Source organism: Rothia sp. HMSC065B04 (genome assembly GCF_001812285.1).
Classification (GTDB): Bacteria; Actinomycetota; Actinomycetes; order Actinomycetales; family Micrococcaceae; genus Rothia; species Rothia mucilaginosa.
Window position 1 is genome coordinate 179,772 of record NZ_KV808408.1, and the last position, 25,480, is coordinate 205,251.

Consider the following 25,480-nt stretch of genomic DNA (forward strand, 5'->3'; position numbering starts at 1 on the left):
AATAGAGGATGTGAATCCTCAGACTTTTAGCGAAACGCGGGACAACCCCATGCGAGAGACACCTCTCTCAAAGCTGGGGGAGTCCCGCGTTCTGCGCGCTTTCATGCCGATTATCAACGCCCACAACGAGCAGGTTGCCGCAGCGGCACGCCAGGCGGGGCGCATCGAACCCCTCGAGGTGGGCCCCGGTGACGACTGTGCCGTCCTCGCCGAGCCCGCGCCCGGTCAGCGTACCGTGGTCACCACCGACACTCTCGTTGAGGACCAAGACTTCATGAACCTGTGGCCCGGTGGTATCGCACGGGCGGGTGAGGCCGGTGAGTTCATTCTGGACCCCGCCCGCAGTAGCGGCTACGATGTGGGGCGCAAAGCCGCGACCCAGAACCTCGCCGACGTTGCCGCCATGGGTGCGCGCCCGGCGAGTCTCTTCATCTCACTGAGCCTGCCCGGTAGCACTCCTTACGGCTGGATTGACGGCTTCGCCCACGGCATTGTGGACGGAATCAACGCCTGCGGAGCCACCGAATGTGTGATTGGCGGCGGCGATATTGGCGACTCCACCGAAATGTCGGTGACCGTCACCGCCCTCGGCTACACGGACCGCGCCGTGCTGCGCTCCGGTGCGCGCCCCGGCGACACTATCGCCCTGGCGGGGCGTACCGCCTGGTCCGATGCCGGTCTGCGCCTGCTGCTCAACCCGCTCTCCCTGCCCGCTACGGCACTGCTGCGTGCCATCGCCGCAGGTCAGGATGCTGAGGTGGCGCTGAACGCGGTGGCCCAGGCGTGGGCTCAGCAGCAACCGGAAGGTACTGGCGCTCTTCCCGAAGGACTCATCGAGCTTGCCCGCACCCTCACCCCCGAATATGCCGCACAGATGCTTGCGGTCTGCGAGCGCGCCGTCGACTCACAGCACCACCCGGTCAGCCCCATCCCCGCAGGAGAGGTGGCGCGCCAGCATCAGGCAAGCTCCATGCTGGATCTTTCCGACGGGCTCGTCAAGGACGCCGGGCGAGTTGCCGCCGCCTCCGGGATACAGATGCGCCTCGACCGCGCTGCCGTGGATGCGTTCGCCGAGCCGCTACTACCGCTGGCACGCCTACTACTGGCGATTGGTGAGCGCAACGAGGCGGGGGAGAGCCCCGCATCCCTGGCGCGCACCTTTGTGCTGGTCGGTGGAGAAGACCACGGCCTGCTGGCGACCTTCCCCTATGAGGTGCCCGAAGAGTTCGTGCCCCTGGGCACCTGCGTTGCGGACGCCCCGGAGCGAGGTCTGAGCGCCGAGCTCTACGGTGCCGAGCGCCGCCATGATACGGTAACCGGCGCGGCGGTCGTGATGGACGGCCGCTCCCTGGACGGCATGGGCTGGGAACACTACGGGGCTTCCGCGTAGGAGCTCCGCCGAGTGTTGCCGAATGTTGCCGAGTGCCGCGAGGCGCGTGCGGTTTATATGTTTAGTCCGTGCTTTCATCCTCCGTGCTTTCATCCCGCGGGATAGGTAGCGGACAATACCGTACATTTAACCGAAATTACCTAGAATAGAAGTACGAAATAGACTGGATTCCGCCCGTGCCGCGGGCGCTGAGAAATCAGTTGGGAACTAACCGGGAAATCAGTCGGGAACTAGCCACAAACTCAGCCGAGAACCGCGCGAAACCGACGAAACTTACAAGGAGGGTAGCGTGAACGCAGAACAGAACCAGCGCACCGAAGAGCGCGAGATTTACCGCCGCGCCTGCGTGCGTGCCTACCGCTTCGGCGTAGCGTGGTCCACCGCCGCCCGCACCACCATCGAACGCTACCGCGAGGCGCTCAACGAACTCAACGGGTTCCCCGTGCCCGATAAGGACACCGGCTCCAATATCGCCCACACCCTGCTGACCCTGACCGAGGAGTTTGAGCGGGGCATGGAGCAGGTTCTGCCCGGTGAAATTCTTTCTAGTGAGGTTCTTCCCGCGGGCGAAATTCTTGGCGGGGAGGGCACCTCTGACGAGGAAACCCTCGCCCACCTGTGGATTCAGTTGGGTGGAATCTACGAGCACGCGATTATGCGCGCATCCCGTGTGGCACGCGGCAACTCGGGTACCCTGCTCTGCGCCTGGGCGCTGGAGGCGGTGCGTAGCTACTGGTTCCTGCCCGGAAACCTCGCTCGGGAGCTTGGCGACGCAGCCGATGAGCTGCCGCTCGTGCGCGCCCTGGAAGCAGACTACGAGCGTGTGCTGGCTGGCGGTTCCCTGCCGAAGCACCGCGAAGTGAAGCTGGAGTACGCCCACGCGGAGGCGCGCGCGATGGCGTTTGCGGCTGAGCGTATTCGCGCCAGTGTGGGGGAGCAGATGGTGCCCTCCACGATGCTGTCGGTCATGGTGGAGCTTGCCCGCCTGGACGCGCACTATGACGCATCACAGGACGCAGAAGCTGCTGACGAGGCGCTGAAAGAGCGTCGACGTGCGCTGATGCGTGCCGCTCTGGAACGTACCGCGCAGTTCCCGCCCTCGCCCGAGCTTGCCGGTTTCGTGGATGCCGGCGCGCTCGGCTTCTACCTTGCCGTGGTGCACTCCAATCCGCGCTGGGAGGGGGCAACCCTGAACGAGGCGCAGGTGCAGTCTATGCTCCGCGCGCCCTCAGCTGTGGATGCGGCGCGGGCTGGCTCTGAACCTGCCGAGCACGCAGAACATGCGGGGCAGAGCGGCTGGGAGCTCATGGGTACATTGACCTGCGAGCCTCTCGCCCTGGCGCAGCTGCGCCCCGAACTTGAATCCATGGGCGACAGCCTGCTCATCACGCCCCTGGACATGGCGGCTGGACTCTGGGCGTTGCACGTGCACGTGCCCGAAATTGAACCCGCCCGCGAGCTGATTATGGGCTACGGTCAGTGGTCGGATGAGCGTATTTCCTCCCTGGCGGATGGTCGTCACGCCGACCACGCGTGCGGTGTGGAGGGCGGCGCATGAGTCCCGCCCGACGTTCCGTGAACCCACAGCAGGAAGCCCTGGATTTGGGGCTTCCCGAGCCTGCGCCCGCTAAGACTAAACCTGCGAAGGCCGAGGCAGCGCAGGGTGAACCCGCAGAGTCAACGGCTGTCGAGCCTACCCGCGCTCAGCGGGGGAAAAAAGCTACGCTTCTACTGAGCGATGAGCAGCTCCGCACCACCGCCGAGCTGACCGTGCGCGATCTTGCCGCCTACGCCCGCGGCGAGGTGAGCCGCGCCGAACTGAGCGAACGCGCGGCACAGCGCGCCAGCGCACCCTACCGTAAGGCGCTCAAGACGCTCAAACATTCGCTGGGTCCCGCCGCGCACACCATGACCGACGATGCCCTCTACGAGCTGGTTGATATTGCGTTGGCGGCGCGGCAGGCAACTCAGCCGGAGGAGCCCGCACGGAAGAAGGCAACCCGCAGGGCACCCGCCCAGAAAGCACCTGTCCAGAAGAAGACTGTTCAGAAGGAACCTGCTCAGAACGAACCGAGCCCGCAGGAGAACGAAAATCCCGCGCGGGCTACTTCGGCGCGCCCGCAGAAGGTGACGAAAGCAAGCGAAGGAATCGAGCAGAAGCCTGCGCCGAAGAAGAGCGTGCCCGAGGTAGAAGCTGAAAAGCCTGCACCCAAAAAGGCTGTAGCGAAGAAGACTGCGCCCGCAGAGAAAGCTCCCGCTTCCAAAGCCGCGGCATCTAAAACCCCGGCATCGAAAACTGCTACGCCGAAAACCCCCTCCAAGAAGGCAACGCCTGCGCAAAAAACTACGCCGAAGAAAGCTCCCGCCCAGAAAGCTCCTGCGAAGAAGGCCGCTACCAAGAAGGTTGCGGCTGAGAAGCCCGCTGCAGCCTCCGCATCTGCAGCCGCGGAGGCTAAAAGCCGTGCCCTGGCGCGCTACGCCTCCGAAGACCGCCTCGAAAATGCGCCGCTCAAAAAGTACCTGCCCGCACCCAGCGCCAAGGCAATCTCCGCGCACCTTGACCTGCACACCGTCGGGGAAATGCTCGAGTACTTCCCGCGCAAATACCTGCCGCGCGGCGAGCTCAGCTCCTTCGCCGAACTCGTCGAAGGCCAGGACGTGACCATTATTGCCCGCGTGGTGCACGTGAGCACCCGAACCATGGCGGCACGCCGCGGCAAAATCACGGAAGTGACCATCACCGACCGGCTCGCCGACGCCACCGGGCAGGACGCACCCGCCGGTTTTGGTGTTGCTGGCTTCGGGGCTGGCGGTCCCGTATCCGTGGTGCCCGGGCGCGCTAACCGCCCCGGTTCCTCTGCTGCGCCCGCTCAGAGTTGGCAGGCAACCGGGATGCACAACCCGCGCATTAATGCGCTCGCTAACTCCAGGCAGAACCCAGCTGCCCAGATTCCCCGCGCTCAGAACCCGGCACAGGGCAGGGGAGCGCAACCCGCCTCCTACAGCGGCTACGCAGATAGCTACGGCCAAGATTCGTTCGCGCAGGACAGTTTTGCGCAGGATAGTTTCGCGCAGGGAGGCCTCTTTGGCGTGCCCGCGCCCAGCATGACGAACCCCGGTGCGCTTATTGGCTCGCAGATGAAGCTTTCCTTCTTCAACGCCTGGACCGCCGCCCGAGAAATCCACGAGGGCGAAACCATGATGTTCTCGGGCAGGGTCGACATCTACCGCGGCGAATACACCCTCACCAACCCGCACTACGCTCTGCTCTCGAAGGACGCCTCCGGCGCGGACATCACCGACGCCGCCACCGCCCCCGTGCCCGTCTACCGCGCCCCCGTGAAGCTGCCCACCGACCGCATTAGCGGCTACATGGCGCAGCTGCTCGAAAAGGTGCCGCTCAAAGAACTCGAAGACCCGGTACCCTACACGATTCGTCGCGCCCGCAAGGTGCCCTCCCTGGAGTGGACGTACCGCGCCCTGCACACCCCCGATTCGGAGGACACCTGGCGTGCCGCGCAGGCGCAGATGCGTTACCGCGAGGCATTCGTGTTGCAGAGCGCGCTCGCCCGCCTGCATTCGGCGCGTGCCGCGCACCTGACTCAGCCGCGCCCCGCCGTGGAGGGTGGACTCGCCGATCAGCTGCTTCAGGTTCTGCCCTACGAGCTAACCGAGGGGCAGCAGAAGGTGGGCGCTGAGATTGCCGCCGATCTGTCGAGCGAATCGCCCATGAACCGCCTGCTACAGGGTGATGTGGGTTCCGGTAAGACCGTGGTGGCTCTGCGCGCCATGCTGCAGGTGGCCGATGCGGGCGGCCAGTCCGCGATGCTCGCCCCGACCGAGGTGCTTGCCGAGCAGCATTTGCGTTCGGTGCTGGACATCCTGGGGGATATGGCGGCGCCCGAAGACTCTGACGATTCAGCCGCCGGTTCTGCCGAGGAAACTCCCTCGAGGAGCGGGGATGAACCCCGCCGTGTGCGCGTGCGCCTGCTGACCGCCTCCATGGGTACCCGCGCCAAGCGCAAGGTTCTGCAGGAGCTCGCCGACGGCACCGCCCAGATTGTGATTGGCACCCACGCCCTGCTCTCCGATGAGGTGAGCTTCCACGATTTGGGTCTGGTCGTCGTGGACGAGCAGCACCGCTTCGGCGTGGAACAGCGCGACGGCCTGCGCGGCACCGACGGCGTTCTGCCGCACCGCCTGGTCATGACCGCAACGCCCATTCCGCGTACCGTCGCCATGACCGTGTTCGGTGACCTGGACGTGTCCGTGCTCGACACCCTGCCCGCCGGTCGCCAGAAAATCTCAACGCACGTGGTACCCCTTGCCGAGAAGCCCGCCTGGGCGTCCCGGCTGTGGAGGCGCGCCCGCGAAGAAATCGATGCGGGCCACCAGGTGTATGTTGTCGTACCCAAAATCGGGGAGGATGGCGACGGCATGGAGGAAGGCGCCGCGTTCTTTGGCGCATCCAGCCTGAACGGTGCGGGTGCGGGCGCGGGCAACTCTGCCCAGGGCTATTTCGGGCAGGGCGGTAGCGCCAGTAGCGACGGCAAGGTTCAATTGACCTCGGTCGCCTCAATGTACTCGTACCTGAGCGCTGAGGACGCCCTCGTCGGCGTGCGTATCGGCACCCTGCACGGCCGCATGGACCCGGCGGAGAAGACCGCCGTCATGACCGCTTTTGAGCGCGGAGAGATTGACCTGCTCATCAGCACCACCGTCATTGAGGTGGGCGTGAACGTCCCGAACGCCACGCTCATGATCATCATGGATGCCGACCGTTTCGGCATCTCGGGCCTGCACCAGCTGCGCGGTCGTGTGGGCCGCGGCGGCTACGCGGGCACCTGCCTGCTCGTCACCCGCCAGGAGGAGGGCGGCGTGTCCCGCGAGCGCCTGGATGCGGTCGCCTCCACCACGGACGGCTTTGAGCTTTCCCGCATCGACCTGGCTCAGCGCCGTGAGGGTGATATTCTGGGTGCTGCACAATCGGGCTCGAAGAGCACCCTGCGGTTCTTGCGGGCGCTCGCCGATGCCGACATTATTGAGCGTGCCCGCGAGGATGCTCGCTCGGTGGTGGAGAAGGACCCGACGCTGGCTAAGCATCCGTCGCTGGCGCGTACGATTGACCGCGCCCTGGACGCTGACCGTGAGGCGTTCCTCGGCAGGGGATAGGCGCCCGATAGGGGAGAACGCCCGCCCCCGCCCGCCAATCTGTCTTGCCCATCGCCTACTAAAACCGCCGCTAAACTGTGGCTTCAACACACCGCACTAGCTAAGAGGAGAGACCTATGAGCCGTATTATTTCCGGTGCTGCCGGAGGCGTTCGCCTTGCCTCGGTTCCGGGGGATAATACTCGCCCCACCACCGACCGGGTGAAGGAATCCCTCTTCTCCAAGCTGGAGAGCTACGACATTATTCGTGGCGCCCGCGTGCTGGACGCCTTTGGTGGCTCGGGTGCGCTGGGCTGCGAGGCACTCTCACGCGGTGCCGCCTCCGTGACTCTGCTGGATACGTACCCGAAGGCTGTTGCGGTGATTCGCAAGAACGTTGCCGCGGTGGAGAAGGCGATGGGCCGCACCGGTTCTTCTGGTGCTACCGGTTCTGCGGCGCGCGTGCAGCAGTCTCAGGCGCTGACCTACGTGAAGTCCGCCTCCGGGCCGTGGGATCTGGTGTTTGTTGACCCGCCCTACGCCATGCCGAATGAGCAGGTCAGTGAGCTGCTGGAGGCGCTCACCCCCAAGCTTGCCGAGGGTGCCGTGGTCGTGGTGGAGCGTTCTTCGCGCGACCCCGAGCCGGTGTGGGGCGAGGGCCTGTACTGTTTTTCGACCCGTCAGCACGGCGAGACGGTTCTCTACTATGTGGAGCCTGACGAGGTGGAGGAGCAGGCGGGCGACGAGCCCGGCACGAACCTTGAGCCCGGCGAAGACGCTGAAGAGCTCGCCGCCTAAGATTGCCGCCGCATCTCACCGCCCGATCTTGCTACCTCAGCCTGCGCTCGTCCGCATGCCACTAACCCGCATCCTAAATTCACCCGCATCTACTCATTCCAACGTCTGATATTTATTCGTGAAGGGACCGCCATGATTGCCCTCTGCCCCGGATCTTTTGACCCCGTGCACCACGGCCACCTGGAAATCATTGCCCGCGCCGCTCAGCTCTTTGACGAGGTGATCGTGGGCGTGGCGCACAATAGCTCCAAGAAGTACCGTTTCTCCCTGGAGGAGCGCGTGCAGCTGGTGCGTGAGTCTCTGCAGGAGCTCGGCATTGAGGGTGTGAGCGTGGAGCCGATTCCGCCGGGCGTGCTGCTTGCCGAGTATGCGGCGGAGCGTGGCGCGAAGGTGCTGGTGAAGGGTCTGCGTTCGGCGACGGACTACAGCTATGAGGCGCCAATGGCGAGCATGAACCGCCACCTGGCGCAGGTTGAGACGGTGTTTTTGGCGGGTGAGGACCGCTACGGTGCGGTGTCGTCCACGATTATTCGTGAGGTGGCTTCGCTGGGTGGTGACGTGACTCCCTTCGTGCCGGAGGCGGTCGCCCGCGCTCTGAAAAACGCCTAGTTAAGCCGGGTCTTGGGGCGTTAGAGAGCCTGCCCGCCCGGTGCACCCGCACCGCCGACAGGGAGCTTACCGCCCCTGTAGTAGCCCCGACCGGCCGATTAAATGCCGCGCGGCGCCTCCTTAAGGGGATATTTAAGAGGTGAGCGCCACTTAAAGAGATTTAAAAGGCGCTTAATCTTGATTAACGGTGCGAATGACCCCTAAAATGGGACTTTGGTTTATACATTTCGTAAGGAGAAACGCCATTTCACGTGCAGACGCATCGCCGCTGGTGGTATCGGTCACTAACCTGATTCACCGCCCCGGCACCATGGAAACTCTCACTGAGGTTCTGCCCGCACCGGCAGACCTGGGTAACACGCTCATCGGCGTGGAAGAGGGTTCGGATATTGACCTCGATATTCGTATGGAGTCTGTTGTTGATGGTATCCTAGTAACCGGCTCCGTCGTTGTGGATGTACACGGCGAGTGTAGCCTCTGCTTGGATCCGATTGATTACGAGATGTCGGCCAATATTCAAGAGCTTTTCGTCTTTGAGAAGGCCCCGGCTGGCGGCCCCGAAGACGAAGTAGATGAGCAGTACGCCGTTGAGGATGATTCCATCGACCTTGAACCGGCTCTGCGGGACGCAGTAATCCTTCAACTGCCGTTCCAGCCTGTTTGTAGGGACACCTGCCAGGGTCTGTGCGCCGATTGCGGTGCGCGCCTGGAGGATGACCCCGGGCATCATCACGAGGTGTTGGATCCGCGCTGGTCGGCCCTACAGGGCCTGCTCGGTGCAGATACCGAAAACTAAATTGTTGTTACTAGAGATTGTGAGATAGCTGTGGCTGTTCCCAAGCGCAAGATGTCCCGCGCTAACACCCGCGCACGCCGTTCCCAGTGGAAGGCATCCGTGCCCCAGCTGGTTAAGACCGTTGAAAACGGTCGCGTGACCTACAGCCTGCCCCACCAGGCAAAGGTTGTAACCGACGCTGCAGGCAACGCCCTGTTCCTGGAGTACAAGGGCCGTAAGGTTGCAGACGCCTAAGAAGCGGTGAATCCTTATGACTGAATTTCCTAGTGTTGATACTAGGGAGTTGCGTAAACGTCTCGGAGTCGATATCGACGCCGAGACGTTTTTGCTATCCCTAACCCACCGCTCCTACGCCTTCGAGAACCCCGGAGTGGAGCATAATGAGCGCCTGGAGTTCCTGGGCGATTCGGTGCTTTCCCTGGCGATCGCTGAAGAAGTGTACCGACGCTACCCCGACCTGCCCGAGGGTGAGCTCGTGAAGCTGCACCACGTGGTGGTGTCTACGGTGGCGTTGGCGAAGGTGGCACGCGACCTTGACCTGGGCAGGTACATCCTGCTCGGTAAGGGCGAGATTCACACCGGCGGCGCCGATAAGGACTCGATCCTTGCCGACACCATGGAAGCGATTTTTGGCCTGACCTACTTGGAATGCGGTCGCGAGGCGGCTCGTGACCTGGTGTTGCGCCTGATTGCGCCGCTGCTCGACGATGAGAAGGTCCTGAACTCTGGACGCGACTGGAAGACTGAGCTGCTGAACCTCGCCACCGCCCGCGGCTGGGGAGACGTGCGCTACGAGGTGACCGGCGAGGGCCCCGACCACGCGCGCGTGTACACTGCGGTTGCTATTGTGGCGAACCAGCAGGCCGGTACCGGTGTGGGTCCGAGCAAGAAGGAGGCGGAGCGCCTTGCCGCTGAGCAGGCGTACCGCGTTCTGATTTAGGCTCATTCAAGCATCCTGCAGGCCTGTTAGCTCTGCGGGCTCTTGATTCTGTAGCCCCGCTGATTGGAGTAATTCATGCCCGAACTGCCCGAGGTGGAAACCGTTCGTGCGGGTATTGCCGACCATTCGTTGGGTCGGCCCGTGCGGGCGGTGCGCGTGGTCGATGCCCGTTCGCTGCGCAGGCACCTGCCCGGTCCCGCCCACTTTGAAGCGGCACTCACCGGCAGGGCGCTGCGCGGCGCCTACCGCCGCGGCAAGTACCTGTGGCTGACCCTGAGCGAGGCGGACGGCACGCTTGCCGACGAGGCGCTCGTGGTGCATCTGGGCATGAGCGGTCAGCTGCTCGTGCGCGATGAACCGGGTGGCGAATCGGATAGTGAATCTGAGGCGCGCGCGGCCTTTGATGAGCAGCCGCGGCACCTGCGCGTGGCGCTCGAACTAGGACCGGCGGGAGCCACCGGCGGTGCGGCGAGCACCAACCGGGCAAGCACCGGGCAGCGCTTGCTTTTTGTAGATCAGCGCATCTTCGGCGGCATGTTCCTCAGCCCGCTGGTACCGGACGTACCCGCGGCAGTTGCAACGAATAAAGTAGCGCCGGGTGAGGTAGCGCCGGGTGAAGTACCGGAGCGTTTTCTAGTACCGGAAGCGGTCATGCACATTGCCCGTGACCCGCTGGATGAGTTCTTCGACCCCGCGGCGGTGCGTCGTAAGTTCCTGCGCACCTCTAGCGGCATCAAGAAGGTGCTGCTGGACCAGTCGGTAATCTCCGGTGTGGGTAATATCTATGCCGACGAGGCGCTATGGCGTGCGCGGCTGCACTACGCGAAGCCCGCCCGCACCCTGAGCGCCGCGCAGACCCGCGAACTGCTGGAGGCGGTCACGGACGTGCTGCGCGAGTCCCTGGCGGCTGGCGGCACGAGCTTCGACGCCCTGTACGTGAACGTGCTGGGCGAATCGGGCTACTTTGAGCGCTCGCTGAACGCTTACGGGCGTGCCGGGGAGCCCTGCCACCGGTGCGCGGAGGCGGGTCGCACCTCCCTGATCGTGCGCGAACCGTTCCAGAACCGCTCCTCCTACCGCTGCCCGCACTGCCAGCGGGCGCCGCGTACTCGGTAGATAAAAGCGCACGCTAGATAAAGGCTCCATAAAGCATCACGCTAGATACGCAAATGACGGCGTAGCTACGTTCCTCTCGTACGGGGGATGTAGCTACGCCGTCATTTGTTTAAAACTGGGTTGGGAAAGGGCTGGGGAGCCGACCCGAAAAGAAGCAGCTAGCGGCTGTACCTATCGCTTGTACCTGTCCCCGTAGAACAGGCCCAGGCGCTCGTAGCCTTCCTCAATCGACACGGAAGGCTCCCACTGCAGCAGTTCGCGGGTGCGGCGCTGGTCAAACCAGTGCGCGGTCGACAGCTGCTCGGCAAGGAACTCCGTCATGGGTGGCTCGTCACCGGCGGTGACGTTCTTCGGCAGACGTTCCCACACGCGCTCAATGACCTTACCCGCCAGAGCCGCAACCTTCGCCGGAACCGAGAAACGCGGGGCGGGAACGCCGACCGCCTCGCAGAAACCACCGAGAAGCTCAGCAATAGTGCGCGGCTGGCCGTTCGTGACCACCAGCGCCCGGCCCGCAAAGGCGTCGAGGCGCTGGTATCCGCGCACCACGGCGTCGGCGGCGTTATCAATGTAGAGCGTGTCAATCAGGCCCGTACCGCCCGAGAGCAGCGGCAGGCGGCCCGCGGCGGAACGCTCCAGAATGCGCTCGACCAGCTGGGTATCGCCCGGGCCCCACATCAGGTGCGGACGCAACGCACCCACACGCAAAACCCCGCCACCGGGCAGGGGAGTACCGTTCGCCTCCAGGGCAAGGAGCTCGGCGGCAGCCTTCGAACGCGCATAGTTACCGCGCGCATGCTCCGGGGACGCCACGCCGGCACCGTCACCCACAATCGCCGCGCCGGCATGAGCCACCGACGGCGAGGAGATGTACAGGAACGAACCCACCGAATGATTCAGCGCCGCCTGCAGCAGGGTGCGGGTGCCCTCAATATTGATGCGCTCATAATCAGCCCACTCGCCGCTGACCGAAACCTTCGCCGCGGCATGCACCACGCCGTTCACACCGGTCATCGCCAAATCAACAGCCTGCGCGTTCGTAATATCGCCGCGCACCTGCTCAAAACGCGGGCGCACCGAATCCGGCAGAAGCGCCGCAATACCCGAATCACCACGCTGAAAAACGCGCACATCGTAGCCCGCACGCAGTAGCGCCAGTACGCTCTCACGACCCAGCAGGCCGCTCGCGCCGGTAAAGAGGATGCGCTCGCCAATACGCGGCGCGAAATCGGGCTCCTCAATCGGGCGCAGCGAACGCGGGGCGGGGTCGGTGTAGCGTGCCGCCAGCGGCTGCGCAGGCTTGCGGAACCGAGCCGTCGGCGAGTTCACCGCATGCGAGGTCGACAGGCGGGATGCAGGCAGACGGGATGCATGCTCGTGGGAAGAGGACTCACGCGAAGAATGAGGGGACATCATACTCCTTAGACTTAGAGATCCGGCAGGCGCTTACGCCCCCGCAAGGACCTTCGACGCCCACTCACCCAGGGCGGGGCGGTCAATCTTCGAATTGTGGCGAATATCTGTCGGATGCTCGTGCACCACCAGCACCGCGGCAAGCTCCACGCCGGTATCCTCGGCAACCTTCTGACGCACCAGCTGGGACAGCTCGAAGGGGGCCACACCCTCCGCAATGGGGAAGCGGCCGGGCACGCGATCGAGCAGGGCACGCTTGAACACGGATGCGGACTGGCGCGCCTCCAGGGCGGCGGTATTCGCGGAAGCCTCAATGACCAGCACCGGGGCGGCGGTACCGGCGGGACCCACCGCAACCAGGGCGGCGCGGCGCACCTCGGGCAGGGACTCGGCGGACTGTTCGGCAGCCACCGGGGTCAGCACGCCCTGGGAGGTCAGCAGCACGTGCGCGAGGCGACCCTCAACCCACAGGCGACCCGAAGCGTCCAGGTGTCCGACGTCACCGGTATGATGCCAACCCGGAGTGCTAATGGACTGCTCCTCGGTCACCCACAGAGTGTCGTAGCGGTCCTTCACGTGGGGTGCCGACACCAGAATCTCGCCGGTCACGCCGGGCTCGTGGGTCAGCTCAGAAGCCACCGAACCGTCCTGCAGTAGCGGCGCAATGGCAACCGCCGCGCCGTACACCGCGAAGCCCACGCACACGCCGTCGCGGGCGAACGGGTCAAGCACCTCACCGGCGGCGTTCGGGGTGCCCTCGGCAATCGCCTGGCGAATCATCTCGAAGGACACGTCAGTCACCGGCAGGCCCTCGGTCATGCCGTAGGGGGTGTGCAGGGAGGCGTTCGGCACCAGGGCGGAGAGCGCCTCCAGCAGGGGCACGGGAATCGGCGCGCCAGCGCTCAGAACCGTCTGAACCTTAGCCAACGCCGCACGCTGCTCAGCGTTCAGCTCGTCGGCGGTCGCCACCACATTGACCAGGGCGGCGGGGGACGCAAACACCACGGACGCATCAATAGCCGCCGCGGCCGACGCCAATGCCGAAGCCGTCAGAGTCTTCGGACGGGTCACATCCATCGTCGGGGTCACGCTGGTAGCACCCAGCGCCGGGCCCAACAGCGCAAACGGCGCAAAGCCAGCCACCAGGCCGCTACCGGGCGCAAAACCGTACGTATTCGCAATGGCATCACGCATACCCGCCAGCTGACGCTGCGTGTACACCACACCCTTAGCCGGGCCGGTCGAACCGGAGGTGTACAGCACCGCCGCATCAGCATCCGGCACGGGGGAGGGGAACTCCACCACGGTCGGGGTGGGCACCGGCGCACCCGGAGTACCGTCAGCGGAGGGCGCGGTAAACACCGAACCGGCAACGCCCAACAGCTTCTCCTGCACCGAACCCAGCGGCTCCACAGAAATACGCACACCCGGCCACAGCAGGGTACGGGCGGCACTGAGCGCGGCGGGAATACCCACCAGGAAGCTCGGGTTAGCGCCCTTCAACGCGCGAGTCAGACCCGGAATACCCAGACCGGTATCAGCCACCACAATGACAGCGCCCAGCTTCATGCAGGCGTAAATCAGGGTGGTCAGGCGGGCACCCGGAGGCACCATCAGGTTCACGCGGTCGCCCGGACGCACACCCAGGGCGTGCAGGCGGGTCGCGGCGGCGTTGACCTGCTGGTTCAGCTCAGCCCAGGTCAGGGTCACGGAAACGGAGGTGCCGTCGCCCTTGGGGTCCATGTCCACCACGGCGGTGGAGGCGTCGTCGGCGCGTTCGGTGAGGGCTGCGAGCATGGGGCGGAACGCCGCGGGAACAGCACCCTCAGCGGTAGCGCCCTCGCCGGTAGTTAGACCGTGGCGGCGTGCGCGGGCGGCACGGTGCTCCGCCTCCGCATTACGCGCCGGAACCAGCATGCCGTCCTCCAGCGTGCCGAAAGTCTGCGCAAGCCACGAAATCATGGGGGAGGCAATATCGTAATCCTCAATGACCAGGTGCGAGGCCTTCTCGTAGCGGTGCACCTTCGCCTGCGGCATGCGCTCCATCAGGTCGAACAGGTAGCGGCGCTGGAACACCGGGTCCTTCGTACCCCACTGGAAGAAGGCGGGCACGTCCAGGCCACGGATCTGCTCGGCAATACGCTGCATCGGCGTATAAGAAGGAATATCGGTGCCGGTCGGAATATCGCCCACAAAATTACGTACACCCTCACGCCACGCTGAATGAGCGTACGGCGCACGGTAGGTGCGGTAAATCGCCTCGTTCAGCGGGCTCGGGTACAGGCGCTTAGGCTGCTTGCCCACCGGCTGCGGCAGGGCACCATCAAGCGCGCCGGCACCGGCAGAACCCGGCGCGGGCAGGCGGCCCTCATTCTGAGCCAAACCCAAGGTCACATCAATAAACGCGGTCGAATCGTGAGTACCCCACTCGTGCACACCCAACGCCAGGCGCAGGGCGGCAGGGATATTCTCAATGCCGTCATGGTAGACCGCGGTGTTCGTCAGCATCACGCCCGAAAGAATCTCACGATGCTCCAGCGCCCAACCAAAGGACACCAGCCCACCCCAGTCATGGGCGAGAGTCACGAGCGGCTTATCGGTCTCATCCAGGCCGAGCGTCTTCGTGAAATCACCCAGGTCAGCGATACGGTCGGTCAGGGAGCGGCGCTCACCCTCCAAATCCAGGTGGGTGCGCTCCGAATAACCCATATCAATCTGATCAACCGCAACCACACGCCACGGGGCGCGCTCATTCACACCCGCATCCAGCACGGTACGCCACAGGTACGACCAAGTCGGGTTACCGTGCACGCACAGAATCGTGCCAATCGGCTCCAAACCCTGCTCGACCAGCACCGGAAGGTTATCCAGGTAGTGCCAGCGGCGCGCGCCAGCCTGCTGCGCCCGCTGCTCAATGGGGGCGGAGGTGGGCACCTCCAGAAGGTGGGAGTAGCGCGGGTTCACGCCCGCCCATTCCTCCGGGTTATACGGGGGCTGAGCCTTAGGGAAGTTCAAATGGCGCATGCTGGGAATCCTTCCGGATCGAATCGGTGAATGTCTACCGCAAAAGCTAACGGGTTACCACTGAATCTCAAGCAGGGCAGTGTTCAGGCCAGAACCCACACCCATGCACAGAATACGGTCGCCTTCCGTGTAGGTCGGCGCGCACTCGGCGAGAGTCATCGGCAGAGCCGCCGCAGCCACATTGCCCCACTTCGGGAAGGTCAAGGGGATGCGCTCACGCTCAATACCGACCGCCTCAATAATGGCGTTCGTGTGGGCGTTAGAAATCTGATGGGTCACGTAGGAGGTCATGTCGTTCCATTCCCAGCCGTCCTGATGCGCCTGCTCCCACGCCTGCGCCACCAGCTCCAGGCCGTGCTTGAGCAGGCCCTCTGCGTCAGTGTTCATGCCTTGATCCGCCTCGCCACCGATGCACAGGTTACGGTGTTCAGTGCCCGCGCGGGACACCGAACCGACGAGGCGGTGGCCCTCCGGGTGGCGGTCAGCGCGACCAATCACAGCCGCCGCCGCACCCGAACCGAGGGTCAGGGTCGCAAACTGAGCCAGCACATCCTCGCGGGTCGAATCGGGGTTGTTCAGGATGCGCACCGCGGTACGGTGCCACGGGGAGGGGTCCTCGCCAGCGACAATCAGGGCGTAGTCGATAGCGCCCGCATCAATCATGGTGGAGGCGACAGTCATCGCGTTCACAAAGCCCAGGCAGGCATTCGTAATATCGAAGTTCAGGGCGTGACGCGGCAAATCCAGGCGGTCGTGCACACCCACCGAAACGGCGGGCTCAAAGTTATCGCGAGTCACCGAAGCATTAATCAGCAGGCCAATCTGGGAACGGTCAATACCCGCCTCCGTAATAGCCTTCTCGGCTGCGGCAACCACGCCGTCCTCGAAGGTCTGGCCCTCAGCCCAACCGCGGCGAGTGCTAATACCGGCTAGACGCTCCAGTAGGCCCTTCGGCATGCGCAGACGCTGATAGGTTTGGGCCAGCTGCTCATCGAAGTAGTCGCTCGCGACGACCTCCGGAGGCAGCTCATGGGTAATAGACAGCAGAGCTGCATTAGCGTGGCGAATGTCAGAGTTCGTGCCGATCTTATCGGCGGATGAATTCATCAATGGGGTGTGGCCCTTGAAAATAGAAGTCAGTGGGATACATAGAAAAACGCGGGGATGCGAACAGTGGCCCCGCAGAATTCGTGATGCTCATTCCAATCTACCGCACCGACCGGGCGAACCCGTATCCGTAGACCCAATATGAACGCGCCCGTTCACCCCGCGCGTAAGATGATGCACAATGAGGAACTTTGAACCCCTTTCACCCCGTGCACGTTCACGCCGCCCGCCCGCCGCACCGCGTACACTAGAGGGATGCCGCCACGCACCACAGAACGTGCCCGGCAAACACCAGTTCTTCTGCAGAAAGGCCCCTTGTGCACCTGATGTCGCTGACCCTGCGCGGGTTCAAGTCTTTCGCCTCCGCAACCACTTTTGAGTTCACCCCCGGCATTAACGCGGTGGTCGGCCCGAACGGCTCCGGCAAGTCCAATGTGCTGGATGCGCTCGCCTGGGTTATGGGTGAGCAGGGCGCTAAGAGCCTGCGCGGCGGCAGCATGAAGGACGTCATTTTTGCGGGCTCCGGCGAGGCTGGTTCGGGCGATGGCGCCCAGCGTGCGCCCCTGGGCCGCGCCAAAGTCACCCTGACTTTCGATAATTCTGACGGCACCCTCAGCATTCCCGCTGATCGGGTGCAGATTTCACGCACCATGTTCCGCTCCGGCGGCAGCGAGTACGAGATTAACGGCTCCCCGGCGCGTCTTGCTGACATTCAGGACCTGCTCTCGGAGGCGGGTCTGGGCCAGCAGATGCACGTGCTCGTCGGCCAGGGTCAGCTGGATGCGGTCCTGCATGCCACCGCGCAGCAGCGCCGCGACATGATTGAGCAGGCGGCGGGCGTGGTCAAGTACCGCCGCCGCCAGGAGAAGACCAGCCGCAAACTGGAGTCTGTGGCATCGAACGTTACCCGCCTGAGCGACCTGGTTGCCGAGCTGGATTCGCAGCTGCAACCGCTGAGCGAGCAGGCAGAATCCGCCGCGACTGCACGCCAGCTGCAGGCGCGCATCCGCCAGCTGGAGGCGGTTCTTTTGGCTCGTCAGCTGGGTGTTCTGCAGGCTGAGCAGGCGCAGGCGCTCGCCTCCGAGGCGGAAGGTACCCGCCGCGCCGACACCCTGAAAGAACAGCTGGAGGCGGCGCGTGCAGCATCCGCGAAGCATCAGCAGGAACAGAACCGCCTGAACGCCGAGGTCACCGCCTGCCAGAAGGCCGTGTCGACCCTGCGCGAGTCCGCAGCGCGCGTGCGCACCGTGCAGTCCATCGCCGCCGAGCGCGTGCGCACCTACCGCGTGGAACTGACCGAGGCGACCGCCGCCGCCCGCGCCGGATACGAACGCGCCCTGGAACTGCTGGAAGAGCGCCGCGAAGAGGCAGAGCGCGCGGTTGAAAGCTACGCCAGCTTTGAGGAACGCTACGATGCGGCGCTGAAGAACGTTGAGAAGGCGGCGTCCGAGGTGGCGCAGACTGAGCGCGCCTCGGGTGAGGCGGCACAGTCTCGTGCCCGCGCGCAGGCTCAGCTGGATGCCGCCCGCGCCGCGGCGGTGGAGGCGACCCGCGCCTACGCGGCGGCGGCTGAGCGTGCCGCAACCCTGCGTGAGGCGCTGGGTCAGAGCCTGGGTGAGGCGCCCGCCGAACTGGACGCTGAATCTGCTGAGGCGGTGTTCGACCCCGAGACCGGCGAGCTCATGGATTCTTCGAGCGAGGGCGCGAGCCTGCTGCGCGTGCTGGATGCCGTGCAGATTGACCCCGAGTATGCGCGCGCGGCGTCTGCGGCGCTGACTTCGCTGGCGACCGCGGCGTTGAGCGTGCCGGTTGAGGGTGCCGAGGTGTCGCAGCTGCGCGGTGACAAGGATGATGAAAGCAACGAATCTGCCGCGAAGGAACTTTCAACAGAACTGCCCGAAACCACCCTGCCCGAATCCTGCGCCACCGAGCTGCGCGAGCTGGGTATCCGCCCCGCAACCGAGATGATTGAACCGCTCAGCGAGGACGCCGCCGCGCTCGCCGGTATCGACGAGCACGCCCTGGCACGCGTCACCGCGGCGCTGGGTGAGCGCCTGGCGGGTGTGCTGTTCGCGCCGGACGCCGCCTCCGCAGAGCACGCCCTGCACCTGCTCGCAGAGAATCCCCTCGCAGGTCAGCGCACTATGTGGCGTATTTTTGACCCCGCAGGCACCGAACATACCCGCTACAGCCTGCTCTACCCGGCTGAGGGCGCCAGCCCCCTGGAACTTGCCGCCGCATACCGCGCCGCCTCCCAGGTCGTGACCCGCACCCGCGCGGAACTGGACGAAGCCGAGCAGTCCGTTCAGCAGGCTCAGACCGCGGCAGAATCGGCGGTCGAAGCAGAACGCGAGGCAGCGAAGGCGGCGGGCGTGGCGAGCGCCGAGCACGCCCGCGCCCGCGCCCAGGCGGAGTCCCTGGAAGCCTCCGCGCAGAATATTCAGAATGAGCGCGCCCGCCTGAATGAGCGCCTCACCGCCGCGGAGGAATCCGTGGCACAGGCGCGTACCGCCTACGAGTTGGCGCGCACCCGCGAGGATTCCTACCTGGCGGGCACGGGGGAGCAGGCTCCCGCTGCGACAATTGAGCGCCGCGCCCAGCGTCTGGGTGAGGTACTTGCCGAGCAGGTGAGCGAGCGTGAGCAGCAGCTGCACGAGCTGAGCGGCGCCCTGAAGAACGCCCAGGAGGGTCTGACCAGCACGAACGAGGAGGCGCAGGATTTGCAGGCAGCGCACGCGGCGGCGCTGACCCTGCTGGCGCGCACCCAGACGGAGGCGGCACGTGTGCAGGAGCGCGTGCAGGCGCTGGCTGAGCGTGCCCGCCTGATGACCGGTTTGACCCTGGAGCAGCTGGAGGAGGAGTACTCCGAGCAGCTGCCGGTTGATGTGCCCGCTGAGGAGGCTTCCGAAAACGACGCTACCGAAACGGCATCAGAGACTACCGAAGCTTCCACCGAGAGCGTGCGCGCTCGCCTCAAGGCAACCCGCGCCGAACTGGAGGCGCTGGGCGCCATTAACCCCCTGGCGCTGGAGGAGTACGAGGCGCTGTCCGAACGCCACGCCTACCTGAATCAGCAGATTGAGGATTTGAAGGCGACCCGCCGCGACCTGAACACGGTCATGGACGAGGTCAGTAGCCACATTGCGGAGGTGTTCACCGCCGCTATGGATGACATCAACACCCACTACCGCCGCATCTTTGAGACCCTGTTCCCGGGAGGCGAGGGCCACCTGGAGCTGGACGACCCCTCCGATCCGTTGAACTCGGGTGTGGAGATTCACGCGCGCCCGGCGGGTAAGAAGGTCAAGCGCCTGTCGCTGCTGTCCGGCGGTGAGCGTTCGCTTGCGTCGTTGGCGCTGCTGATTGCGATTTATATGTCTCGTCCGTCGCCGTTCTATGCCCTTGATGAGGTTGAGGCGGCGCTGGATGACCGCAATCTCTCGCGCCTGCTGCAGGTGATTGGTGAGTTGGGGGAGCGTTCGCAGCTGATTGTGGTGACGCATCAGAAGCGCACGATGCAGATTGCGGAGACCCTGTACGGGGTGTCGATGCGCGGTGGTGTGTCGACGGTGCTTTCTCAGCAGATGGAGGAGTTGCGCGAGCTGCTGTAGCCCGCCGCGCTTGCCAGACCCTGCCAGACCCAGCCGAGCGCCCCTGCCTCGCCGCTTCTTCCCAGCGTTTAAACCTTCCCATGCGAGCCGCCCATACCCGCGAGCACACCCACCCTGGCGAACGTCACATGTCCTAGGAATGGTCATGTGCACCCCAGGGTACTGTTCACCGCCTGCACCCGGGTACTATAGGGGGATATGTGCGAACGCCGCCCCGCCCTACCCGCGGTTGCGTGGTGTTTCGCTGTGATCAGGCCTGATGCCCCGCCCTACCCGCGGCGCGCATCCGGCGGTAACCATCCAGGGAAGGAATAGTGATGAGCGAGAACCTGGCAGATGCTTTCCTCAACGGCGAGTCGTTGAAGAATGCCCCCGGCCCCTATTTTGGTGAGTACGGCGGGCGGTGGATGCCCGAGTCGCTGATTGCCGCCATGGATGAGCTGGAGGCAACCTTTAACGAGGCGAAGAACGACCCCGAGTTCATTGCTGAGTTCCAGCGTCTTTCTGCTGAGTATTCGAACCGTCCGTCGCTACTGACTGAGGTTCCGAAGTTCTCTGAGCATGCTGGTGCGCGTGTGTTCCTCAAGCGTGAGGACCTGAACCACACCGGTAGCCACAAGATTAATAACGTGATTGGTCAGGCTCTGCTGGCTAAGCGCATGGGTAAGACCCGCCTGATTGCTGAGACCGGCGCGGGTCAGCACGGTGTTGCGACTGCGACCGCTGCGGCCCTGTTCGGCATGGAGTGCGTGGTCTACATGGGCGAGGAAGACACCGAGCGTCAGTCGCTGAACGTGGCTCGTATGCAGCTGCTGGGCGCGAAGGTGATTGCGGTTCAGAACGGTTCCCGCACCCTGAAGGACGCCATTAATGAGGCGCTGCGCGACTGGGTTTCGAACGTTGAGAACACCCACTACCTGCTGGGTACCGCTGCGGGTGCGCACCCGTTCCCGGCGATGGTGCGTTTCTTCCACGACGCTATCGGTGAGGAGGCGCGCGAGCAGATTCTGGCTGAGACCGGCCGCCTGCCCGATGGTATTGCTGCCTGTGTGGGTGGCGGTTCGAACGCGATTGGTCTGTTCCACGCGTTCTTGGACGATTCGTCGGTTGAGATTTACGGTTTTGAGGCTGGCGGCGACGGCGTGGAGACGGGCCGTCACGCGGCGACCATTACTCTGGGCCGCCCGGGCATGCTGCACGGCGCGATGACCTACCTGATGCAGGATGAGGACGGTCAGACCATTGAGTCCCATTCGATTTCTGCTGGTTTGGATTACCCGGGTGTGGGTCCGGAGCACTCCTACCTGTCCGATATTGGTCGCGTGACTTACGAGCCGGTGACTGACACCGAGGCGATGGACGCTCTGCGTCTGCTCTGCCGCACCGAGGGTATTATTCCGGCGATTGAGTCTTCGCACGCTCTGGCGGGCGCGTTGCGCGTGTGCCAGCGTTGGGCTGCTGAGGATCCGGAGGCGGCACGCGAGAAGACGATGATTGTCTGCCTGTCCGGTCGTGGCGATAAAGACATGGAGACCGCGCTGAAGTGGTTCGGTCTGGGTAAGGCGATTCCGTCCTCGACCCTGATGACCGGTAATAAGGAAGCTGCCGCATCCGCTGCACAGAACGCACAGGCTGAAAGTGAGGCTAAGTAATGAGCTACCAGGACGCTATTTCTCAGGCGGCACCTTTTACGGTGCTGGATGGTTCTTTCCCCGCTCCGAATGCGCAGTCGCCTCTGGCGGCTCGTCTGGCTGAGTGCGAGAAGCAGGGCCGTGCGGCGCTGATTGGCTACCTGCCGGTGGGCTTCCCGACCCTGGACGAGTCGATTGACGCGGCGATTGCTCTGGGCAATAACGGCGCGGACATTATTGAGCTGGGCGTGCCTTATTCTGATCCGGTCATGGATGGCCCGGTGATTCAGAAGGCTACCGGCGTGGCGCTGGAGAACGGTTTCAAGCTTCCTCAGCTGTTTGAGGCGGTCCGCCGCATTACCGAGGCGACCGACGCGGTGGTTGTCGTGATGACGTACTGGAACCCGGTTCTGGCGTACGGTGTGAAGAATTTTGCGCGTGATTTGGCGGCTGCCGGCGGTGCGGGCATGATTACCCCGGACCTGGTGCCTGATGAGGCGTCGTCGTGGTTTGAAGCTTCTGATGAGTACGGTCTGGACCGTATTTTCTTGGCTGCTCTGTCTTCTTCGCCGGAGCGTCTGGCGACTATTGCGAAGGCGTCGAGCGGCTTCGTGTACGCCGTGTCGGTGATGGGCGTGACCGGTGCCCGCACCTCCGTGTCGGAGGCGGCTCGCACCCTGGTTGCGGACATTAAGGCTGCCGGTGCGCCTCGTGCGTGCGTGGGTCTGGGCGTTTCGACTCGTGCCCACGTTGAGGAGATTGGCGAGTATGCGGACGGCGTGATTGTCGGTACTGCGCTAGTGAAGGCTTTGGCTTCTGGCGGTGTTGAGGCGGTGGCTAAGCTGACCCGTGAGCTGGCGGGGCGTGAAGGCTAATGTCTGATGTGCTGTCGCTGGCGAGCGTGCCGGTAGCTAACGTGCTGGCTTCGATTCCCTCTCCGAGCGTTTCGTACCTGCAGTTGGGCCCGTTCCGTGTGCATTTCTATGCCCTGTGTATTCTTGCGGGTATGGCGGTGTGCTTGTGGCTGGGTTCTCGCCGTTGGAAGGCGGCGGGTGGTACCCCTGAGCGCGTTTTTGACGTGGCGATGTGGGCTATTCCGGCGGGTATTATTGGTGCCCGCGCCTACCATGTGCTGATTACTGACCCGGGTAGCTATTTCGGTCCGAATGTTGCTGATCCGTGGGCTTTCCTGAAGATTTGGGAGGGCGGCATCGGCATTATGGGTGCCGTGTCGGTTGGTGCGTTGGGCGCCTGGTATGGTTGCCGCCGCTATGGCATGAATTTCCCTGCTTTTGCGGATGCGGTAGCGCCGGGTATTCTGCTGGCTCAGGCGTTTGGCCGCTGGGGTAACTGGTTCAACCAGGAGCTGTTCGGCAAGCCGACGACTCTGCCGTGGGGCTTGGAGATTAGCGCGTCGAGCGGTAATTTTCCGTCGCAGTATCCGGCGGGTACGCTGTTCCATCCGACGTTCCTGTACGAGTCGCTGTGGAACCTGCTGGGTGTGGCGTTGCTGCTGTGGCTGGGCCGTAAGGGCGTGCTGAAGCTGGGTCAGACCCTGTGGCTGTACGTGTTCTACTACGGTGTGGGTCGCCTCTTCATTGAGATGTTCTTGCGTATTGATACCTCGGAGATGCTCTGGGGCGTTCGTATTCACGTGTGGACTGCTCTGCTGCTGGTTCTGCTGGGTGCTGCTGGTTTTGTGGTGGCTGGTCGTCGTGCTGCGGCGAAGGCTGCTGCAGGTATTGAGCCGGCTCCGGCGGAGTTCGCTCCGAAGCCTGCCGCAGATGAGTCTGTAGAGGGCGCTGAGGAGAAGGCATCCGAGAAGGCATCTGAGAAGGCAGAGCCCGCCGAGGATTCTGACTCTTCTGAGTCTTCGACGAAGGGCTCCTAGCTGACAAAGGGCTCCTAGCTTTCATCTTCTAGCTCCATCTAAATTTCATAGAAAAACCGCCGGATGGGGGAGCGCCCCTGTCCGGCGGTTTTTTGTGCCCGCTATTTGTGCTTGCTGTCTGTTTCTTGCTGGTGGATGTTCTCATGGTGGCATGTGCCGGGACCCTGCGTGGATTTGGGCTGTTGAGAAGGCATAATAGAGGTATTGCGTGTGGCGGGCACCCACGTAAGGAGTATGAGGCTCCGTGTAAGGAGTATGAGGCTCTTCGAACGCCCGTCGCGTCTGCGTTTAGAAACACCCACTCAACGTACAGGATTTTTATCGTGAGCTCTTCTGCCGGCGATTCTTCGCGCCCCATTTCTCCTTCTTCTCGTCCGGGTCTGACCCGTCGTCGTCTGGTGGCTGGTGCGGCGTGGGCTGCCCCGGTTGTTGTGGCGTCATCGGTGATTCCGGCGTATGCGGCGTCTGATGAGGAAGGCGAGTGCACCGGACCTTACGAGGATTCGACGATGATCACTGCCGGTGACGGCGTGAAGAAGGTAGCCGTGCTGACGGTTCCTGCGGGCGCTAAGCGTATGCGTTTTACCGCTGTGGGCGGTGCCGGTGGCACGAACTACACTGTGGCTGATGCCGGTTCCGGTGCCATGGTGGAGGGTTCTATGGCTGTGCGCGGCGGCCAGACTATTACTCTGACGGCCGGTTCGGGCGGTATTGGTAATGGTGAGCTGAAGCCCGCTGAGGGCGGCGACGGCTACGGTGTGGGTGGCTCCTCGAAGGCTTCTTCGCCGGTTCCCGCAAACGTTGTTTCTGCGATTAATGATTTGACCCGCATTTCTGGCGGTGTGACCGGTCGCGGCGGCATGAGCGCTGTGCTGTATTCGGCGTCCGGCGGTGGTTCCTCCGCTATTGAGGTGGATGGCGTGCCGATGATTGTTGCCGGTGGCGGCGGCGGTGCCGGTGTGTTGGCGTCGTATGCGACGGTTCTGCCGAACCCCGCGAATGCGGGTGCTGTGCGCCCGACCGCGCACTATTCGCTGGATAGCTCCGGCGGTGAGCACCAGTTCAGCACCGGTGGCGGCGCTGGTTCGGGTGACGGCGACGGTTCGCCCGGTTTTGTTGGTTTCACCTCGTACGAGGTGCAGTCTGAGCCGATTCTGACGGTGAACCCGGGTTCGGGTGCTGCCGGTGGTGTGGGCGGTGCTGGCGGCGAGAAGCTGGACCCGCCGACCACCGATGGTTCGGTGATTGGTTTTTCGAGCACCTCCACCCAGAAGCTGGTGAGCACTGCGACTGCCGGTGCGGTGGGTGCGAGCGGTTTCCGTGCGAAGGGCGCCGATGGTGTGGCGAGCTATTCGTACCAGTGGGATCAGACTCCGGAGGGTACCGATAACCGCCCGTCGAACGCTGGCGAGCTGTTTAACGGCTACCAGTCGGTGGTTTCTGGAGGCGGTGGCGCCGGTTATGGCGGCGGCGGTTCCGGTGCTGCGTTGAGCGTTTCGGCTCGTGTGGTGTCGCAGAAGTGGAATAATGATGCGGCTCGTGCCCGCTATGCAGTGGGTTCGGTGCAGCTGGCTGGCGGTGGCGCTGGCGGCGGTACGTTCATGGATACTACGGTGCGTGTGACGGATCTGGGTTGGGCGTTGAACGCTCCGAATGGTCCGGGTGAGCGCGGTGCCGGCTATATTGAGGTTGCTTTCTGCTTCTAGGCGGCCGCTCAGAGCTGCTAAGAGCCGTGAGGAAGCGTATAGGTGTAGATTGAACCCTTTCTTTAGGGTGGTATGCGCCTCAAACTTAATATTTAAATTTTTTCTGAATGCCTCCCAAACCGCTTGTTTGGGAGGCATTCTCATCTTCTGTGTCGCTTCGTCATAGCGTCATATCAACCTTTGGCGGTTTAGCGCATTGGTCGGAATAGACCTTATCGAAAGCTCATCCTCGTTCGCGTGCTGACCCCTAAATAACCCCTCTGTCATATTCGGGGATAGTCCTTTAGATTGGCGGCTC

Annotated in this window: 17 protein-coding genes; 14 read left to right on the forward strand and 3 right to left on the reverse strand. The window is 63.8% G+C overall.

Annotation, left to right across the window (positions count from 1 at the left end; genetic code table 11):
• The first annotated feature begins 49 nt into the window (after window positions 1-49).
• The 9 genes from HMPREF2845_RS04140 to mutM all read left to right on the forward strand — a co-directional run bounded on the left by HMPREF2845_RS04140 (window position 50) and on the right by mutM (window position 10,799).
• Window positions 50-1,390, forward strand: coding sequence for a thiamine-phosphate kinase (locus HMPREF2845_RS04140; RefSeq protein WP_070633958.1), 1,341 nt, complete (start codon window positions 50-52; stop codon window positions 1,388-1,390).
• Window positions 1,391-1,679: 289 nt separating this feature from the next.
• Window positions 1,680-2,948, forward strand: a complete 1,269-nt coding sequence (locus HMPREF2845_RS04145) for a DAK2 domain-containing protein (protein ID WP_070633959.1) — start codon at window positions 1,680-1,682, stop codon at window positions 2,946-2,948.
• Entirely contained in the window at window positions 2,945-6,562 is a 3,618-nt protein-coding gene (locus HMPREF2845_RS04150; RefSeq protein WP_083308732.1) for an ATP-dependent DNA helicase RecG, read from the forward strand. The genes HMPREF2845_RS04145 and HMPREF2845_RS04150 overlap by 4 nt, the downstream gene beginning before the upstream one ends.
• A gap of 116 nt (window positions 6,563-6,678) precedes the next feature.
• Window positions 6,679-7,338, forward strand: a complete 660-nt coding sequence (gene rsmD / locus HMPREF2845_RS04155) for a 16S rRNA (guanine(966)-N(2))-methyltransferase RsmD (RefSeq protein ID WP_070615964.1) — start codon at window positions 6,679-6,681, stop codon at window positions 7,336-7,338.
• 132 nt (window positions 7,339-7,470) lie between these two features.
• A complete protein-coding gene (gene coaD / locus HMPREF2845_RS04160) occupies window positions 7,471-7,947 on the forward strand; it encodes a pantetheine-phosphate adenylyltransferase (protein WP_060824643.1) in 477 nt (158 codons plus the stop codon).
• Window positions 7,948-8,134: 187 nt separating this feature from the next.
• Complete coding sequence (locus HMPREF2845_RS04165; protein ID WP_012903341.1) at window positions 8,135-8,743, forward strand: YceD family protein; 609 nt, start codon at window positions 8,135-8,137, stop codon at window positions 8,741-8,743.
• Window positions 8,744-8,773: 30 nt separating this feature from the next.
• Window positions 8,774-8,977, forward strand: coding sequence for a 50S ribosomal protein L32 (rpmF, locus tag HMPREF2845_RS04170; RefSeq protein ID WP_005505656.1), 204 nt, complete (start codon window positions 8,774-8,776; stop codon window positions 8,975-8,977).
• A 16-nt stretch (window positions 8,978-8,993) separates the two neighbouring features.
• On the forward strand, window positions 8,994-9,683 hold the full coding sequence (gene rnc, locus HMPREF2845_RS04175) for a ribonuclease III (protein WP_049349058.1): 690 nt from the start codon (window positions 8,994-8,996) through the stop codon (window positions 9,681-9,683).
• Window positions 9,684-9,758: 75 nt separating this feature from the next.
• Window positions 9,759-10,799 (forward strand): bifunctional DNA-formamidopyrimidine glycosylase/DNA-(apurinic or apyrimidinic site) lyase, encoded by a 1,041-nt coding sequence (gene mutM / locus HMPREF2845_RS04180; RefSeq protein ID WP_070633960.1) that lies wholly within the window; start codon window positions 9,759-9,761, stop codon window positions 10,797-10,799.
• 171 nt (window positions 10,800-10,970) lie between these two features.
• Here mutM and HMPREF2845_RS04185 read toward each other — a convergent pair whose 3' ends face one another.
• The 3 genes from HMPREF2845_RS04185 to HMPREF2845_RS04195 are packed head-to-tail and all read right to left on the reverse strand — an operon-like array spanning window position 10,971 to window position 16,343.
• On the reverse strand, window positions 10,971-12,212 hold the full coding sequence (locus HMPREF2845_RS04185; RefSeq protein ID WP_070633961.1) for an NAD-dependent epimerase/dehydratase family protein: 1,242 nt from the start codon (window positions 12,210-12,212) through the stop codon (window positions 10,971-10,973).
• A gap of 33 nt (window positions 12,213-12,245) precedes the next feature.
• Window positions 12,246-15,236, reverse strand: coding sequence for an alpha/beta fold hydrolase (locus HMPREF2845_RS04190; RefSeq protein ID WP_070633962.1), 2,991 nt, complete (start codon window positions 15,234-15,236; stop codon window positions 12,246-12,248).
• A gap of 54 nt (window positions 15,237-15,290) precedes the next feature.
• The gene (locus HMPREF2845_RS04195; protein WP_070633963.1) at window positions 15,291-16,343 is read right to left on the reverse strand and encodes a 3-oxoacyl-ACP synthase III; all 1,053 of its coding nucleotides are present in this window, start codon (window positions 16,341-16,343) and stop codon (window positions 15,291-15,293) included.
• A 326-nt stretch (window positions 16,344-16,669) separates the two neighbouring features.
• On the opposite strand from HMPREF2845_RS04195, the gene HMPREF2845_RS04200 reads away from it, so the two are divergent.
• From HMPREF2845_RS04200 to HMPREF2845_RS04220, 5 genes are all read left to right on the forward strand, one after another.
• Window positions 16,670-19,954 (forward strand): chromosome segregation SMC family protein, encoded by a 3,285-nt coding sequence (locus tag HMPREF2845_RS04200; protein WP_070634231.1) that lies wholly within the window; start codon window positions 16,670-16,672, stop codon window positions 19,952-19,954.
• Window positions 19,955-20,271: 317 nt separating this feature from the next.
• Complete coding sequence (gene trpB, locus HMPREF2845_RS04205; RefSeq protein ID WP_049327776.1) at window positions 20,272-21,606, forward strand: tryptophan synthase subunit beta; 1,335 nt, start codon at window positions 20,272-20,274, stop codon at window positions 21,604-21,606.
• Window positions 21,606-22,460, forward strand: a complete 855-nt coding sequence (gene trpA, locus HMPREF2845_RS04210; RefSeq protein ID WP_012903349.1) for a tryptophan synthase subunit alpha — start codon at window positions 21,606-21,608, stop codon at window positions 22,458-22,460. The genes trpB and trpA overlap by 1 nt, the downstream gene beginning before the upstream one ends.
• The gene (lgt, locus tag HMPREF2845_RS04215) at window positions 22,460-23,476 is read left to right on the forward strand and encodes a prolipoprotein diacylglyceryl transferase (RefSeq protein ID WP_070633964.1); all 1,017 of its coding nucleotides are present in this window, start codon (window positions 22,460-22,462) and stop codon (window positions 23,474-23,476) included. The genes trpA and lgt overlap by 1 nt, the downstream gene beginning before the upstream one ends.
• A 323-nt stretch (window positions 23,477-23,799) precedes the next feature.
• Window positions 23,800-25,182: a phosphoenolpyruvate synthase gene (locus HMPREF2845_RS04220; protein ID WP_070633965.1), complete on the forward strand. Its 1,383-nt coding sequence runs from the start codon at window positions 23,800-23,802 to the stop codon at window positions 25,180-25,182.
• The last annotated feature ends 298 nt before the right edge of the window (window positions 25,183-25,480 follow it).